The organism is Actinosynnema pretiosum (genome assembly GCF_024171695.1).
GTDB lineage: Bacteria > Actinomycetota > Actinomycetes > Mycobacteriales > Pseudonocardiaceae > Actinosynnema > Actinosynnema pretiosum.
In genome coordinates this window covers 25093-39339 of the sequence record NZ_JAMTCF010000035.1, presented here as the reverse complement: position 1 = coordinate 39339, position 14247 = coordinate 25093, and the positions used below count along the sequence as shown (strand labels likewise).

Below are 14247 nucleotides of genomic sequence, written 5' to 3'. Positions count from 1 at the left end.
AAGGCCCGGAGACCCGCTGGAGCGGGCTTCGAGGGAAGGACGGTCGACGATGACCTCGAGCGCTGAGGTTCCCGCGCCCTACGGGACCGGGGCCGGTGGGCCCGCCGGTCCGCCCGCCAAGCGGGTCCGCATCCACCACCTGCAGGAGCTGAAGGACCGCGGCGAGCCGTGGCCCATGCTCACCTCGTACGACATGTACACCGCCGAGCTGTTCGACGAGGCCGGTATCCCGGTCCTGCTGGTCGGCGACTCCGCGTCCAACAACGTCTACGGCTACGAGTCCTCCATCCCGGTGACCGTGGACGAGCTGCTGCCGCTGGTCAGGGGGGTCACCAGGGCAGTGAAGCGCTCGCTGGTCGTGGCCGACCTGCCGTTCGGCTCGTACCAGGTGTCGGTGGAGCAGGCCGTGGCGACGGCGGTCAGGTTCATGAAGGAGGGCCGCGCGCACGCGGTGAAGCTGGAGGGCGGGCGCGCGTTCGCGCCGCACATCCGGGCCATCGTGGACGCGGGCATCCCCGTCATGGCCCACATCGGCTTCACCCCCCAGCACGAGCACCAGCTCGGCGGGTTCCGCGTGCAGGGCCGCAACGAGGCGTTCGACGCCGTCGTCGCCGACGCCCACGCCGTCCAGGAGGCCGGGGCGTTCTCCGTGGTGCTGGAGATGGTCACCTCCGAGGTCGCCAAGAAGATCACGCACGAGCTGCGCATCCCCACCGTGGGCATCGGCGCCGGACCCGACACCGACGCCCAGGTGCTGGTGTGGCAGGACATGATGGGCCTGCGCCGCGGCAAGGGACCCAGGTTCGTGAAGCGCTACGCCGACCTCGCCGGGATCATGGGCGACGCCGCGCGCGAGTACGCCGCCGAGGTGCGCGGCCACCGGTTCCCCGGACCGGAGCACTCGTTCCACTGAGGACTTGAGCAGGTGAACGACTGACGACCGGTGGCCGCCCTCTCCCCCTCGGGGTGGGCGGCCACCGGCGTGCCACGAGGGCGGCGGTGCGGGCCCCCGACTACGAGCGGCAGGAGCGCGAGTGTTCGTCAGCCGGGCCTACGTGCCTGAGTCCCTGCGTCCCGACGACCTCGGGGAGTGGCCTTACACGATCCCTGCGGTCGCGGAGGTCGTCGAGCGCGGGTTGGAGTTCACCCACCCGGTGACCTTCCTGGTCGGGGACAACGGGTCCGGCAAGTCGACGTTGGTCGAGGCCATCGCCGAGGGGTTCGCGCTGGACGCGCGCGGTGGGCGGGCGGCCAGGAAGTTCGTCGACCCCAACGCGGTCAAGACCGACCTGGGGCAGGTGCTGCGCCTGGAGACCACCGCCAGGGGCGCGCGGATGCTGGCCGGTCCGAGGCTGCGCAAGAAGGGGTTCTTCCTGCGGGCCGAGACCGCGTTCAGCATGACCGAGAACCTCGGCGGCGTCCCCGGCTACTGGGACGAGGACACCGCCGAGCTGAGCCACGGCGAGGGCTTCCTGGCCGTCTTCCGGTCGATGTTCCGCGATCCCGGCTTCTACGTCATGGACGAGCCGGAGTCGGCGCTGTCGTTCACCGCCTGCCTGCAACTGGTCGCCCTGATGCACGACCTCGGCGAGTCCGGGGCTCAGGTGGTCTGCGCGACGCACTCGCCGATCCTGGCCGCGACGCCGGGCGCGGACATCATCGAGGTCGGGGAGCACGGGCTGCGGCGCTCCCGGTGGGCCGACCTGGAGCTCGTCACGAGCTGGCGGCGGTACCTCGAACACCCCGACGCCTACCTGCGGCACCTGGTCGGGGACCCCGGCGACTGACGACCGGTGGCCGCCCACGCGGGTGGGCGGCCACCGGGGTTCTCAGTTGTGGAAGGTGTTGTTGTGGGCCAGGCGCAGCTCGTTGAGGCGCGCCGCTCCGGAGAAGACCCGGACGTCGTCCAGGTCGCCCTTCCAGCCTTCGCCCGCGACCAGCGAGGTGGCCGTCGTCGCGGTGGGCGTCCACGGGGCGCTGTTCTGCTTGACGCCGTTCACGTAGAGCGTGACCGTGCCGGTCGTGTGGTCGTGGACCGCGACCAGGAACGCCCACCTGTTCGCGGGCGTCGGGTTGAAGGCGGTGGCCGTGCCGCCCGTGCCGGTGGCGAACCACTTCCCGGTGGACGCCTGGTAGCCCAGGGACGCCAGCGGGGCGCTCGGGTCGCCGAGCACGACGACCGCGCCACCGGCGGTCAGGTCGGTCGGGCGGGCCCAGGCCGTGACCGTGAACGGCTGGTCGCCGCGCGGGCCCGTCGTGGGTGCGGTGATGGCGGCCGTGCCGTCGAGGTTCAGGAAGCGCTTGGTGTCGGTCCGGCCGGGGACTCGGGTCACGCCGCCGGGCAGGGTGGTGGTCGTCCCGGTGATCGAGTCGGCGGTGGTGGCGCCCTCGGTCTCGTTGAAGCCGTAGCGGTGCAGCTCGGTGAGCGGGAACTGCGGCGGGACCGGCTGGGCCGGGGTGACGTCGAACGAGTACCCGGTGAACGGGGAGGGGTTGCCCGCGCGGTCGACCGCGCGCACGAACAGGGTGTTGCCCCCCGCCCACCGCGGGACGGTGGTGACGGTGGCCGTGCCGTCGGGAGAGGCGGGGACGGCGCTGGTCACGTCGGCGCTGAAGCCCCAGTCGTACGCCACCGGCAGTTCGGGACCACCAGGTCGGAAAGTGAACGTGCCCGGCACGTCCGGGCCGCCGTGGTCCCCGGTCTCCGGGTAGTCGGTGGACGACACCAGCGGGGCGTCCGGCTTGACGCTGTCCACCTCGAACTCGCAGGGCGACGACCACTCGCCGCCCGGCGTGCGGACCCGCCAGGTGTAGAAGCCGCCGTGGGACAGCACACCGGCGGGGACGGTGACCATCGAGTGGGACCCCACCGGGATGAGCTCGTCGGTGAGCACCAGCAGGTCCGCGCCGGGCTCGTCCACCGTGCCCTCGCGGAGGGCGTACTCGAAGGCGGTGGTGCCGCTCTCACCCAGGACCCTGGACTTCAGGGTCGGCGTCTGGGTGTGGCTGATGATCCGGTCGGGCCCCACCCGGCACGGGTGCGTGTACGTGACGCCCATCCCCAGGTCGGTCGGCGCGGTGGTGGCGGCGTGGGCAGGTGCGCCCCCGACCGCCAGTGCCGCCGCCGTGATCAGCGCCGTCAGGAGTCTGGGCGCGGTGGTGCTCCGGCCGCTGGTGCGCGGTCGCATGGGCGTTCCCCCTTGTGAATTTTGCTCACCTTTGACGCTAGATCCACAGCGCACGTCCGATGAACGGCTGACCGGCGCAATCACACAGGGCACAGTGGAGGCATGTACCCCGAGATCGAGCCCCACGAGCAGGGCCTGCTGGACGTCGGCGACGGGAACCTCGTGCACTGGGAGGTGAGCGGCAACCCGGACGGCAAGCCCGTCGTGTTCCTGCACGGCGGGCCCGGTGGCGGGTGCTCGCCCGCGCACCGGCGGCTGTTCGACCCCGCCGCCTACCGGATCGTGCTGTTCGACCAGCGCGGGTGCGGGCGGTCCACCCCGCACGCCAGCGAGAACCCCGACCTGTCCGCCAACACGACCTGGCACCTGGTCGCCGACATGGAGAAGCTGCGCGAGCACCTCGGCGTCGACCGGTGGCAGGTGTTCGGGGGCTCCTGGGGGAGCACGCTCGCCCTCGCGTACGCCCAGACGCACGCCGAGCGGGTCACCGAGCTGGTGCTGCGCGGGATCTTCACGGTCCGGAAGAAGGAGCTGGACTGGTACTACGGCGGTGGCGCCGGGATGCTGTTCCCCGAGCTGTGGGAGCAGGTCGCGCACTGGGCCCCGGACGGCGACGTCATCGGCGCCTACTCGCGGCTGCTCAACGACCCCGATCCCGAGGTGCACGAGATCCCCGCGATCGCGTGGAGCGTGTGGGAGGGGTCCACGGTGACGCTGCTGGAGCGCGCCGACCTCACCGCCTCGTTCGCCGAGCCCAAGTTCGCGCTCGCGTTCGCCCGCATCGAGAACCACTACTTCGTGCACGGCGCCTGGCTGGAGGAGGGGCAGCTGATCCGGGACGCGCACAAGCTCGCGGGCATCCCCGGCGTGATCGTGCAGGGCCGCTACGACATGGCCACCCCGCCGGTCACCGCGTGGGAGCTGCACAAGGCGTGGCCCGGTTCGGAGCTGGAGCTGATCGGGGACGCGGGGCACGCGTTCGACGAGCCCGGCATCCTCAAGGCGCTCATCGCGGCCACGGACCGGTTCCGGCCCTAGCCGAGCACCGGGCTAGCCGAGCACCGGGGCCAGGGCCGCTTCCAGGGGCGCCCTGGCCTCGGCCAGCGCGGGGCCGTACCAGGTCAGGTGGCGGCCGGAGACGAGCACCGGGACCAGGCCGGGGAACGCCTCGGGGCCGTCGGCGGCGGTGAACTCGTACGGCTCGTCGGGCAGCACCACCACCCGCGCGCCGCACTCCCGCAGCTCCGCCAGCGGCGGTCGGGGGTAGCGGTCGGGGTGGGAGGCGTAGGCGTTGGCCACGCCGAGGCGCGCCAGGACGTCGCCCGCGAAGGTGTCCCGGCCCAGCACCACCCACGGCTTGCGCCACACCGGGACCACCGCCGTCACCCTGGTGGGCTCGGCGCGGGACCACAGCTCCTCGGCGCGCACCAGCCAGTCCGGTTCCGCCGACCACACCACCTCGAACAGCCTGCGCAGCGACGCCAGCGCGGCGGGCACGGTCACCGGGGCCTCGGTCACCCACACCGGCACCCCTGCGGCGCGCAGCGCGGCCACGTCGCCCGGCCGGTTCTCCTCGCTGTTGGCCAGCACCAGGTCCGGGCGCAGCGCCAGCACCCGGTCCACGTCGGGGTACTTCGAGCCGCCGACGCGCGGCACGTCCAGGCCAGGCGGGTGGGTGCAGTAGTCGGTGGCGCCGACCAGCGCGGCCGGGTCGACGGCCTCGGTGAGCGACGGCACCATGCTGACCACCCGCTCGGGCGGGCGGGGCAGCGGGACCGGCTCGCCGAGGTCGTCGACGGGCATCAGACGTCGGTGATCCGCAGGCCCGCGTGGGCCTTGTAGCGGCGGTTGACGGCGATCAGGTTCGCGGTGAGCGCCTCGACCTGGTGGGCGTTGCGCAGCCTGCCGCCGTACACGCCCCGGAAGCCGGGGACGGCGTCGGCGAGCGCGCGCACCAGGTCGGTGGCCTCGCGGTCGTCGCCGAGCACGAGCACGTCGCACGCCACCTCGGCGAGCGAGAGGTCGGCCAGCTTCACGGCGGACACGTGGTGGAACGCGGCGGTGACCCGCGAGTCCGGCAGCAGCGCCTCGGCCTGCTGCGCGGCGGAGCCCTCGGCGACCGGCAGGGCGAACGGGCCCTGCTTGTCGAAGCCGAGCGGGTTCACGCAGTCCACGACCACCTTGCCCGCGAGGGCCTCGCGCAGACCGGTCAGCAGGTCGGCGTGCCCGTCCCACGGGACGGCGACGAGCACCACGTCCGCCTGCCGCGCGCACGCCTCGTTGTCCGCGCCGCTGACGCCGTCGACGCCGGTCTCGGCGCGGATCGCCGCCGCGACTTCCTCGGCCCGCTCGGCGGAGCGCGAACCGATCACGACCTTGAGACCCGCCTTGGCCCAGCGCAGGGCGAGGCCCTTGCCCTGGGCGCCGGTACCACCGAGCACGCCTACCGTGAGGCCTTCGACACCAGTCACCGGATCATCACATCACAGGTGCGGGTGGAGGGGTGGTTGAGCGGGACGGCCACGGCTGTGCGGGGAGACGGGGGCGGGGGCACTCGCGGGGGCGGGTGGGCGGCGGGACGCAGGACGCCGGGCGGGGGTGGGCCCGACGACCGAGAGGTGGGCGCTGGCAGGCGGAACGCGGGGGTGGACCAGGTGAGTGGCGCGGGGCGGGCGGGCTCGGAACGGCGCGGGGTGCGGTCGGACGACCGACGCGAGGCGGGCGCGAACCAGCCACCCGCGTGATCAGGGCGGCGGCACGGGGGCGACGACCGGCGCGGGGGCGCGTGGAACAGCCGCCCGCGTTGTCCGCCGGGACGCGGGGCGCGGGACGACCAACCGCGTGGTCGGGGCTGCTGCCGTCGCGCGGACCAGGTGAGCGGCGCGGGCGCGCGAGCCGAGCGGTCCGGGCGCGTGAGTCGAGCAGCGCGGGGATTCGGGTGCGGGCCGAGCGGTGCGGGGGTCGGCGCCGTGCGGAGGGCCGGGGTGGGCCCGTGGCGCGGCTTCGGCCGGTCCGCCCGGAGCTTCGGGGTATTCCCCGCGAGCCGCTCGGGTCCGGCGCCGCGCTAGCCGTTCTTCCACTCGTCCTCGGCCTCGTCGGCCGCGTCCGCGCTCTCCGTGCGCTGCCTGGCGATCTCCAGCGCGCGGTCCGCCGTCGCCCGGTCCGGGTACGGGCCCATGCGGTCCGCGCCCCGGCAGCCGAGGCCTTGCTCGGACGTGCGGTGGGTCAGGCAGTAGTACCAGCCATCGGGGTCAGCCATGCTTTCAAGATCCCACGGCGGTCACCGGCGCGCAGCTCGCCGGGACGAGATCACCGGCGCGCGCTCACCGGCGCGGGGTCACCAGAAGCGCTTCTTCTTCTTGCGGCCCTGGTCCTCCTGCTGCGGGTACCCCTGCGGCGCGTGCTGCGGGTACGCCTGCTGCGGCACCGGGTGGTAGCCGCTGGCCTGGTCCTGCGCCGGGAAGCCGCCCGAGCGCGGACCCACCTGGTTCTGCACCGGGAACCGGTCCGAGTGCGGGCCCGTGCGGTCCTGGTGGTCGCGGAAGTCCTGCGCGGGCAGCGCCCCTGGGTGCGGGCCGCCGTGGTCCTGGTGCGGCTGCGGGAACCCGCGTGGCGGGGTGCTCTGGTCGGCTGCCGCCGCCTCGCGGACGATCGGGTCCAGGCAGGAGACCAGCACGACGTGGTTCTCCGGGTGCTCGATCGGCCTGCCGCCGCGCTCCCGGTAGACCAGCTCGCCCTCCGAGTCGATCTCCATGATCGCGCCGACCTCGGTCAGCTGCTCCTCGTCCAGGTCGACCAGGCGCTCCCGCCGGGACGGCACCACCCGGTACTCCGGCCACCGCAGGTGCCCGTGGGTGCGGTGCAGCTCGGCCAGCAGGTGCGTCATCTGCTGCTGCCACGGCAGCGGCATGGCCTCCATCAGCGACCTGGGGAGCACCGCGTACCCCGCGTCGACCGTGCCGGGCGGGCGCGAGCTCAGGTAGTCCCGCACGGGGTTGCTGGACGCGGGCGGACCGCCTCGGCGCTGGACGGGTTCGGGGGTGAACACGGTGCCTCCCTCAGCACGACGCGGACGGTCGGGGCGGACGGTCGGGTGGCGCGGGGACGGTCGGACCGCCCCGCGCTCCCCGCTCAGACACCGGGCCGGACGGCCAGCGGCATCAGCTCGTGGTAGTCCCGGTTCAGCTTGCTGATCTTCACCACGTCGCCGGTCTGCGGCGCGTGGATGTACTCCTCGTCGCCCAGGTACATGCCGACGTGGTGCACCGAGACCGGGTCGGACGGGTCGCTGGCCCAGAAGATCAGGTCACCGGCCTTGGCGTCCGCGATCGGCAGGTGCGCGCCGCCGCGCATGTACTGGTCGTTGGCCACGCGCGGGATGGTGACGCCCACGCTGCCGAACGCCTTGACCAGGATGCCGGAGCAGTCCCAGGCGTCCGGGCCGTTGCCGCCCCACAGGTAGGGCTCGCCGAGCTGCTGCTTGGTGAACTCGATCGCGCCACCGGCGGCGCCGGACGCCAGCAGCGCCTTGCCCTCGCCCTCGCCGCAGCCCGCCGGGTCGGGCACGTTGCCCAGCTCGCCGATCAGGAAGGCCGCCATGGCCTCCCAGTTGTGGTACCGGTCCGGGTAGGCCGAGCGCTCGACCCGCTGGGCGGAGTCGCCGGGGCGGCGCTCCTCCCAGTCCGGCACGTTGGCCAGCACGTCGTAGAACTTGTTGATCGCGTAGACCGGGTCCGTCACCTGGGCGGGCGTGCCCCAGCCCATGGAGGGGCGCATCTGGAAGATGCCCAGCGAGTCCCGGTCGCCGTAGTCCAGGCTGCGCAGCCCGGACTCGGTCATGCCCGCCTGGATCGCCACCTGCCAGGCGAGCGCGGGGAGCTTGCGCTCCTGGCCGATGGAGATGATCTTGGCGACGGTGCCGCGCTGCTCGTCGTTCAGCCTGCTGGCGTCGTACTCGCCCTTGCCCGCGCCGTCGGCGGCGTTCCACGGGCCGATCGCGGCGTTGCAGCTGGAGGCCACCCGGAGGATGCGGCCGTTCTCGTCCACGGCCGGTGATGAGTCGTTGATGATCTGCGAAACACCGTTGAACGTCGCGAAGGCGACCACGACGACCGCGACAACGGCCGTCACCGCGACCTTGAGCATCTCACCCCACCTTGTCGTACTTGTGCACTCGCCAGCCGGCGGGATCGGGGAACTTGACCACAGTGATCACCATCTTCCCGGTTTCCACCTCCGCCTCGAACTCCGCGGACGCGCTGCCTGCGGAGATCCGCTTCACCTCGCCCTTGATCACCACCGGCACCAGGGCGGGGTCGACCGACTTCAGGTTGGGCAGCAGCTCCTCGGAGGTGAACGGCTCCAACCCCTTGAGCCACTTCTCGTTCGTCGTGCCCGCCGGGTGGTCGGCCCACTTGTCGAGCCACGACTCGACGACCAGCTGCGCCTCGGCGGGCACCACCACGTCGCTGCCCGTCGTCGCGGGCGACGGCCGGGTCGGCGCGGGCTCCTTGGTCTGCGGCGGGGCCGTGGTGGAGGTGGGCAGCACGCCGACCTGGGTGCCCTGCCCCGGCTGCTGCTGGCCCGACGACGTGCCCAGCGTCGCCTCGCCGCCCTGGCGGGCCTGCGCGCCCCGGTCGGTGAACTGGGGCACGAGCACGCTGGCGGCGATCACCAGCGCGGCGAGGCCGACCACGGTCATGGCCAGGTGGTTGGGCGAGCGCAGCGGCCAGCCCCAGAGCCTGCGGTAGACCGCGGCGCGCCCGCGGTTGGTCCTGATCGGCATCAGCCATCCCTGACTTCCAGGCCGCGCGACGGCCGGTAGATCACGTGCACCTGCCTGCCCGCGACGACCTCGGTCTCGGACGCGCGCGGGTTGGTGATCGGGCCGGGGTCGACCCGCGTGGCGTAGGTGGTGGACCGGGACGGCACGAGCACCGCGTCGTCCACCCGGTCCCAGCCCCGGTCGGCGACCGGCGGGGTGTCCACGACCCGCGAGGCGCGCCCGGCGGGCAGCGCGGCCTGGCCGCCGCCCGAGGGCAGCGCGGGCTGCGCGCGGGAGGGCAGCTCGTTCTGGCCGCTGTAGCCGGACGAGCCGTAACCGCTGGAGGCGTAGCCGGAGCCGGAGCCGTCGCGGTCGAGCCGCTGGGCGGTGGCGCTGACGACGGCCGGGTTGGCCGCCTCGGGGCGGATCCGCTGGGAGCCGCGCTGCGGCACCTCGGGACCGTCGTCGTCGCCGTCCCTGACCGTCTCCCAGAACTCCTCCTGGGGCGTCGGGCCGGTGTCCTTGCGCCTGCCGAGCCGGGAGAACACGCCGCCCTTCATCGGCAGCGCGCTGCCCGCCGTGCCCACCGACATCTCGACCATCTGCCACATCCGGCCGAGCGGTTTGCCGATCATGAAGCAGACCACGGTGAGCATCAGGCCGAGCATGGTGCGGGTCAGCAGCGACAGCCCGGACGCGTTGAAGATCGCCTGGAGCAGCAGGGCGTGGGTGCCCGCCAGCACCGCCAGGATCAGCACGTTGAACACGGTCACGGCGGCGGCGCGGGCGACCTTGCGCAGCAGCTCGTGGTGCAGCAGCGCGACCAGGCCGATCAGCGGACCGGCGAGGGTGAGGATGCGCAGCAGCAGCTGGGCCAGCAGCACCGCGGCCTTCGCGAACAGCTGGAACAGCGAGAACGCGACCGCCTGGAGCAGCGACAGGAAGCCCGCCCCGGTGCGACCGCCGTCCGCGCCGGAGAAGTAGCCCTGGGTGGGGCCGAGCTCGGTGTAGATCGCCTTGAAGTCGTTCTTCTTGGCGTCGAGCGCGGTCTGGTCGCCGTCCTTCTGCTCGGCCATCTCGTCCAGGTTCCAGGCCTGCGCGGCCAGCAGCCTGGGGCCGAACTCGGTGGCCTGCGGCGCGTCGGGCGTGCCGAACTCGCCGCGCAGCCAGGTCTGGTAGACCACCGCGTCGTGCAGCCGGGACGGCAGCACGTGCAGCGCGTCGTCCTTCTCCGGGGACTCCAGGAAGCCCGCTTGGATCTCCGAGGTCTTGGTGACGAGCGTGCCGTCGAGGAACGTGTAGAACTGCGGCAGCGCGAGCGTCGACGTCGCCAGCCACATGGCGGCCAGCGCCCACAGCCCGCGCTTGGAGATCGCGGCCAGGTCGCCCTGCCAGATCTGCCGGAACATCAGCACCGCGAGGACCAGCGCGACCAGGCCGAACCAGCGCAGGTAGACGTTGTCGTAGACGCGCTGCACGCCCGACTCGACCGCCTCGTCCAGCGGCACCAGCAGGCCCCGGCCCATCACCGTGTAGTGCAGCGCGTTGGTGGCGCCCACGATGTTCTTGCCGATGTTGAACAGCTCGTTGCCCATCCAGGTGTCGATCACCGCACCGGAGTCGGGCACCACCGAGCAGGTGGTCTGGTAGGTGTGCCAGACCATGCCCGCGTAGCTGTAGCGGTCGTACGGGGTGTCGGGGAGGCCGTTGCCCAGCGGCGGGTCGATCGCGCCGACCATGCCGGAGCCGGGCCGCTCGGGGTTGGGCGCCTCGCCGCAGGTCGCGGCGGTCGCGGCGGGCGCGCCGATGACGACCTGGAGGCCCACCAGCGCGACGACCACCGCCATCGCCCGCCAGCGGCCCCGGCCCGCCGGTCCTGCCTCACGCGCGTTCCGCCGCCAGGCCCACAGCGCGACGGACAGCGCGGCCACGAGCGAGAGCAGCGTCATGCCGCACCTTCCCGACCGCCTCGGCGGTTTCCTCCCTCACCGTGCGCGGAGTCGACCAGGTCGTCGGCGAGCCCGACCTCCAGGTCGGCCGCCAACTCGTCGTCGTAGTCCTCGTCGGGATAGCTGTCGTCGTACGCGAGCGGGTCCTGGGCCGGGAGCACCGCCTGCGCCTCGGCCGCCGCGGCGCTCTCGCGCAGCGCGTCCGGGGTGGTGTCCAGGGACTGGCGCAGGTGCTCCAGGTGCGGGCCGGAGAAGTCGATCTTGATCCGCTCCACGCCGCCCGCGCCGTCCGCGAAGATGAACTGGCGCGGCGCCCGGTCCCGCTCGGTCGCGTTGCGCGCGCCGCCGGGCCTGCGGCCCAGGCTCGCCACGACCTGCTCGTAGCCGACGCCCACCGGCACCTTGAGCAGCCGCAGCGCGTCGGCCTGCGCCTGGTCGTCGTCCAGCCGTCCGACGAACACCGAGTCCAGCAGGGCCACGAAGCCCTGGATCTTGAGGAAGTCGGCCGGGATCTGGCTGGACAGCAGCACGCGCACGTTCCACTTGCGCGAGTCGCGGGCGAACCGGTTCATCAGCACCCGGCCGGTCGGCACCTCGGACAGGAAGAACGCCTCGTCGATCCAGACGCCCTTGCGCAGGTCCTTGGGCCGCTCGTAGATGGAGCGCTGGGTGAGCCAGGCGGCCAGGTTCAGCATCTCCACGCCGAGCGCCTCGGCGTCGGTCCAGTGCTCGCGGCCCACGCCGTCCTTCGGCAGGTTCAGCCCCGCCATGGTGAGCACGGTCAGCCGGTCGTCGCGCTGGTCGCGGTACGGGTCGTCGTCGTCCTCGGGGATGAGCAGCGACATGCGCTCGCGCAGCTCGTCCAGGAAGTCCGCGACCACCACGGCGTGCTCGTGGTGCTCGGAGGCGTCGCGGCGCAGCGCGTCGAACACCTGGCCGGGGTGCGCGTCGGGACGGCCGCCGACGGTGCGGACCGCGCGCAGCAGCACGATCCTGGTCTGCGGCAGCCGGGCCACCTCGTAGGGCAGCAGGCCGCTCAGCGCGTCCAGCACCAGGCGGCGGCGGGTGGCCGCGGCCAGCGCGCGCTCGCGCCGCCAGGCCCGCTCCGGGTCGTCCTCGTCCATGAAGTGCTCTAGTTGCGGCTCGGCCACCACCCGGTAGGGGTTCAGGATGCCGGGCTGGGCGTTGAGGAGGTTGATCGGACGGGCGTAGGGGCGCAGCTCGGGCAGCTCGCACAGCGCGGCCAGCGGGCCGGACGGGTCGAGCAGCGTCCAGTGCGCGCCGGAGCGCAGCGTCTTGTAGACGATGCCGCCGCCGAGGAACGACTTGCCCGCGCCCAGGCCCGCGACCAGCGCGCTCAGGCCGGACGAGTCGCGCAGCTCCTGCGCCATCCACGGGTCCCACGCCACCGGGCGGCGGGTCGCGGTGACCGTCTCGCCCAGCAGGATGCCGCGCCGGTCGCCGACCTCGGCGGTGGCCGTGGGCACCGAGGACGCCGCCCACAGCACCGAGCCGCGCCGCAGGTACGCCGAGGACGACAGCGCCTCGCCGGGGATGAACTCCCTGGCCAGCGCGTACTGCGCCTCGGGGTGCTCGATGGCGACCTTCGGCTTGTACAGGTCGAGCAGGGCCTGGGCCAGGCGCAGCGCCTCGCGCTCGTTCGGCCCGGACACCGCGAGGCGCCACCACGAGCGCACGCGGGTGCCCAGCGAGGTGAAGCCCGAGGTCATCTCGTCGTCGATCTCCAGCACCCGGCCCGCCTGGCGGGACAGCGACTGGGGCGGCTCCAGCTCGTGCTCGTCGGTGTAGTGCCGCACCTGCGAGCGGACCTTGTTCATCTGCCGCTGCAGCTCGCCCGCGACCTCCTCGGGGCGGCGCACGTAGATCCGGGCCGACCACTCCACGGAGGCGGGCAGCCGGTCGGCGCGCTGCACCCACGGGTCGTCGATCTCGGGGATCTGCAGGCCGTGCATCAGGCCCACGGTGAGCACGGCGACGTTGCGCCGGATGCCCGCGTTGGAGCCGGTGCGCCCGCGCACGGTGACCGTGGGCGAGTAGGGCTCCTGGTGGAAGTCGGCGGCGTCGGTGAAGCTGGCCAGGTCCTCCGGCTCCCACGGCGCGCCCGGCACGGCGGGCAGGTTGCGCGGGGCGGGCAGTCCCAGCGAGCAGGACCGGTGCATCAGCCAGGACATCTCCTCGGCGGTGACCGGGCGGCCTTCGAGCCCGGCGGAGCCGATGACCTGGTCGAGGTGGTCGACCTCGGACTCGATGGCGACCAGCTCGGCGTCCACCGCGTCCGGGAAGACCCGGCGCAGCACGGGGGCGGCGCGCTCGACGGCGCGGTCCATCATGTTGCGGGTCTGGACCTGGACGCCGAGGTACACCTCCTTCTCCGCCATGGACCGGCCCATCAGCTGCTGCTGCTCGCCGACCATGTAGTCGTCGAAGCTGAGCGCGCCGGGGGTGTCCGGAAGCCGCCGAACGGCGTTGTGGACGTGCGCCTCGGCCCACATCCTGATGGGGTAGGGGCGGGTCGTCACGCGCAGGTGCATCCAGCGGCCCTGGAGCTCGGCGTACTGGCCCGCGATCGCGGCGATGAGGTCCTGGCGCTGCGAGTCGGAGCGGAACGACCAGCGCTGCGGCGCGAGCTTGTACCAGGCGTACACCTCCTGGCCGGTGCGCAGCAGGTGCCCGTCGATCGTCCGGGCGGCGATGGACGGGGTGTAGCTGGGGATCACCTGCTCGCCGGTCAGGCGGCGCGCGCGCTTGCCGCTGGACGACTGGCCGCGGGTGTCGCCCGGCGCGGCGTGCTGGGCGACGTGCGGCGCGTTGCGGCGGTCCCGGTCACGCCGGCGTCCGAACACCGCGAACCTCCTTCTTACGGCGTTGCTGGCGGCGGTCCTGCTGCTGGCGGCGCTTCTGCTGGTCCTGCGCGCGGCGGCGCTGCTCGCGCTCGGCGCGCTTGACGCCCTTCGGGCGCTTGCGGGGTCGCTCGCGGGACACCCTGAGGCGGGCGGCGCTGGCCGCGCCGCCCGCGCCGGAGGTCCGCTCGCGGGGCGCGGTCAGCTCGCGGCTCAGCATGGTCATCGCGGCGGACAGCGGGCGCTCGTGGTTGATCCGCGAGGTGATGAACCTCGTGATCAGCACCGTGCCGATCAGCGCCCACGCCGTGCTGAAGAACCCGAAGCCGATGCCGACCTGCCGCTCGACCGTCAGCACGAGCAGGAAGACCGCGATCCCGACGCCCCAGGCCACGTAGCGCGCGCGCCACGGGAAGGTCGCCTTGGGCGGGCCGAGCCAGACGGCGTCGACCCGGTAGACCTCGTCGTCAGTGCGCACCCGCACC

General features: G+C 73.3%; 13 protein-coding genes. 3 read left to right on the top strand and 10 right to left on the bottom strand.

Annotated elements, in window-relative coordinates:
* Nucleotides 1–49: 49 nt before the first annotated feature.
* The gene (gene panB / locus LV78_RS39610) at nt 50–913 is read left to right on the top strand and encodes a 3-methyl-2-oxobutanoate hydroxymethyltransferase (RefSeq protein ID WP_012783526.1); all 864 of its coding nucleotides are present in this window, start codon (nt 50–52) and stop codon (nt 911–913) included.
* A 121-nt stretch (nt 914–1034) separates the two neighbouring features.
* Entirely contained in the window at nt 1035–1787 is a 753-nt protein-coding gene (locus LV78_RS39605) for an AAA family ATPase (protein ID WP_253851361.1), read from the top strand.
* A 42-nt stretch (nt 1788–1829) separates the two neighbouring features.
* Here the strand turns inward: LV78_RS39605 and LV78_RS39600 are convergent, their stop codons facing one another.
* Nucleotides 1830–3188, bottom strand: coding sequence for a LamG domain-containing protein (locus LV78_RS39600; protein WP_253851360.1), 1359 nt, complete (start codon nt 3186–3188; stop codon nt 1830–1832).
* A 102-nt stretch (nt 3189–3290) separates the two neighbouring features.
* On the opposite strand from LV78_RS39600, the gene pip reads away from it, so the two are divergent.
* The gene (gene pip, locus LV78_RS39595; RefSeq protein WP_253851359.1) at nt 3291–4226 is read left to right on the top strand and encodes a prolyl aminopeptidase; all 936 of its coding nucleotides are present in this window, start codon (nt 3291–3293) and stop codon (nt 4224–4226) included.
* A 12-nt stretch (nt 4227–4238) separates the two neighbouring features.
* Here pip and LV78_RS39590 read toward each other — a convergent pair whose 3' ends face one another.
* From LV78_RS39590 to LV78_RS39550, 9 genes are all read right to left on the bottom strand, one after another.
* A complete protein-coding gene (locus LV78_RS39590; RefSeq protein WP_253851358.1) occupies nt 4239–4991 on the bottom strand; it encodes a helical backbone metal receptor in 753 nt (250 codons plus the stop codon).
* On the bottom strand, nt 4991–5659 hold the full coding sequence (npdG, locus tag LV78_RS39585) for an NADPH-dependent F420 reductase (protein ID WP_253851357.1): 669 nt from the start codon (nt 5657–5659) through the stop codon (nt 4991–4993). Before npdG ends, LV78_RS39590 begins: the two co-directional genes overlap by 1 nt.
* A gap of 593 nt (nt 5660–6252) precedes the next feature.
* Nucleotides 6253–6447: a hypothetical protein gene (locus LV78_RS39580; protein WP_253851356.1), complete on the bottom strand. Its 195-nt coding sequence runs from the start codon at nt 6445–6447 to the stop codon at nt 6253–6255.
* A 78-nt stretch (nt 6448–6525) separates the two neighbouring features.
* On the bottom strand, nt 6526–7236 hold the full coding sequence (locus LV78_RS39575; protein WP_253851355.1) for a hypothetical protein: 711 nt from the start codon (nt 7234–7236) through the stop codon (nt 6526–6528).
* 83 nt (nt 7237–7319) lie between these two features.
* The gene (locus tag LV78_RS39570) at nt 7320–8333 is read right to left on the bottom strand and encodes a C40 family peptidase (RefSeq protein WP_253851354.1); all 1014 of its coding nucleotides are present in this window, start codon (nt 8331–8333) and stop codon (nt 7320–7322) included.
* A gap of 1 nt (nt 8334) precedes the next feature.
* Complete coding sequence (locus LV78_RS39565; protein ID WP_253851353.1) at nt 8335–8973, bottom strand: hypothetical protein; 639 nt, start codon at nt 8971–8973, stop codon at nt 8335–8337.
* Nucleotides 8973–10901 (bottom strand): hypothetical protein, encoded by a 1929-nt coding sequence (locus tag LV78_RS39560; RefSeq protein ID WP_253851352.1) that lies wholly within the window; start codon nt 10899–10901, stop codon nt 8973–8975. The genes LV78_RS39565 and LV78_RS39560 overlap by 1 nt, the downstream gene beginning before the upstream one ends.
* A complete protein-coding gene (locus tag LV78_RS39555; RefSeq protein WP_372495057.1) occupies nt 10898–13765 on the bottom strand; it encodes an ATP-binding protein in 2868 nt (955 codons plus the stop codon). Before LV78_RS39555 ends, LV78_RS39560 begins: the two co-directional genes overlap by 4 nt.
* Complete coding sequence (locus tag LV78_RS39550; RefSeq protein ID WP_253851351.1) at nt 13746–14246, bottom strand: hypothetical protein; 501 nt, start codon at nt 14244–14246, stop codon at nt 13746–13748. Before LV78_RS39550 ends, LV78_RS39555 begins: the two co-directional genes overlap by 20 nt.
* Nucleotide 14247 lies beyond the last annotated feature (1 nt).

Bases quoted from the DNA above. Each gene is read 5' to 3' on its own strand.
- LV78_RS39590 (WP_253851358.1), bottom strand. From the start codon at position 4,991: ATGCCCGTCGACGACCTCGGCGAGCCGGTCCCGCTGCCCCGCCCGCCC.
- LV78_RS39600 (WP_253851360.1), bottom strand. From the start codon at position 3,188: ATGCGACCGCGCACCAGCGGCCGGAGCACCACCGCGCCCAGACTCCTG.
- panB (WP_012783526.1), top strand. From the start codon at position 50: ATGACCTCGAGCGCTGAGGTTCCCGCGCCCTACGGGACCGGGGCCGGT.
- LV78_RS39580 (WP_253851356.1), bottom strand. From the start codon at position 6,447: ATGGCTGACCCCGATGGCTGGTACTACTGCCTGACCCACCGCACGTCC.
- LV78_RS39560 (WP_253851352.1), bottom strand. From the start codon at position 10,901: ATGACGCTGCTCTCGCTCGTGGCCGCGCTGTCCGTCGCGCTGTGGGCC.
- LV78_RS39570 (WP_253851354.1), bottom strand. From the start codon at position 8,333: ATGCTCAAGGTCGCGGTGACGGCCGTTGTCGCGGTCGTCGTGGTCGCC.
- pip (WP_253851359.1), top strand. From the start codon at position 3,291: ATGTACCCCGAGATCGAGCCCCACGAGCAGGGCCTGCTGGACGTCGGC.
- LV78_RS39565 (WP_253851353.1), bottom strand. From the start codon at position 8,973: ATGCCGATCAGGACCAACCGCGGGCGCGCCGCGGTCTACCGCAGGCTC.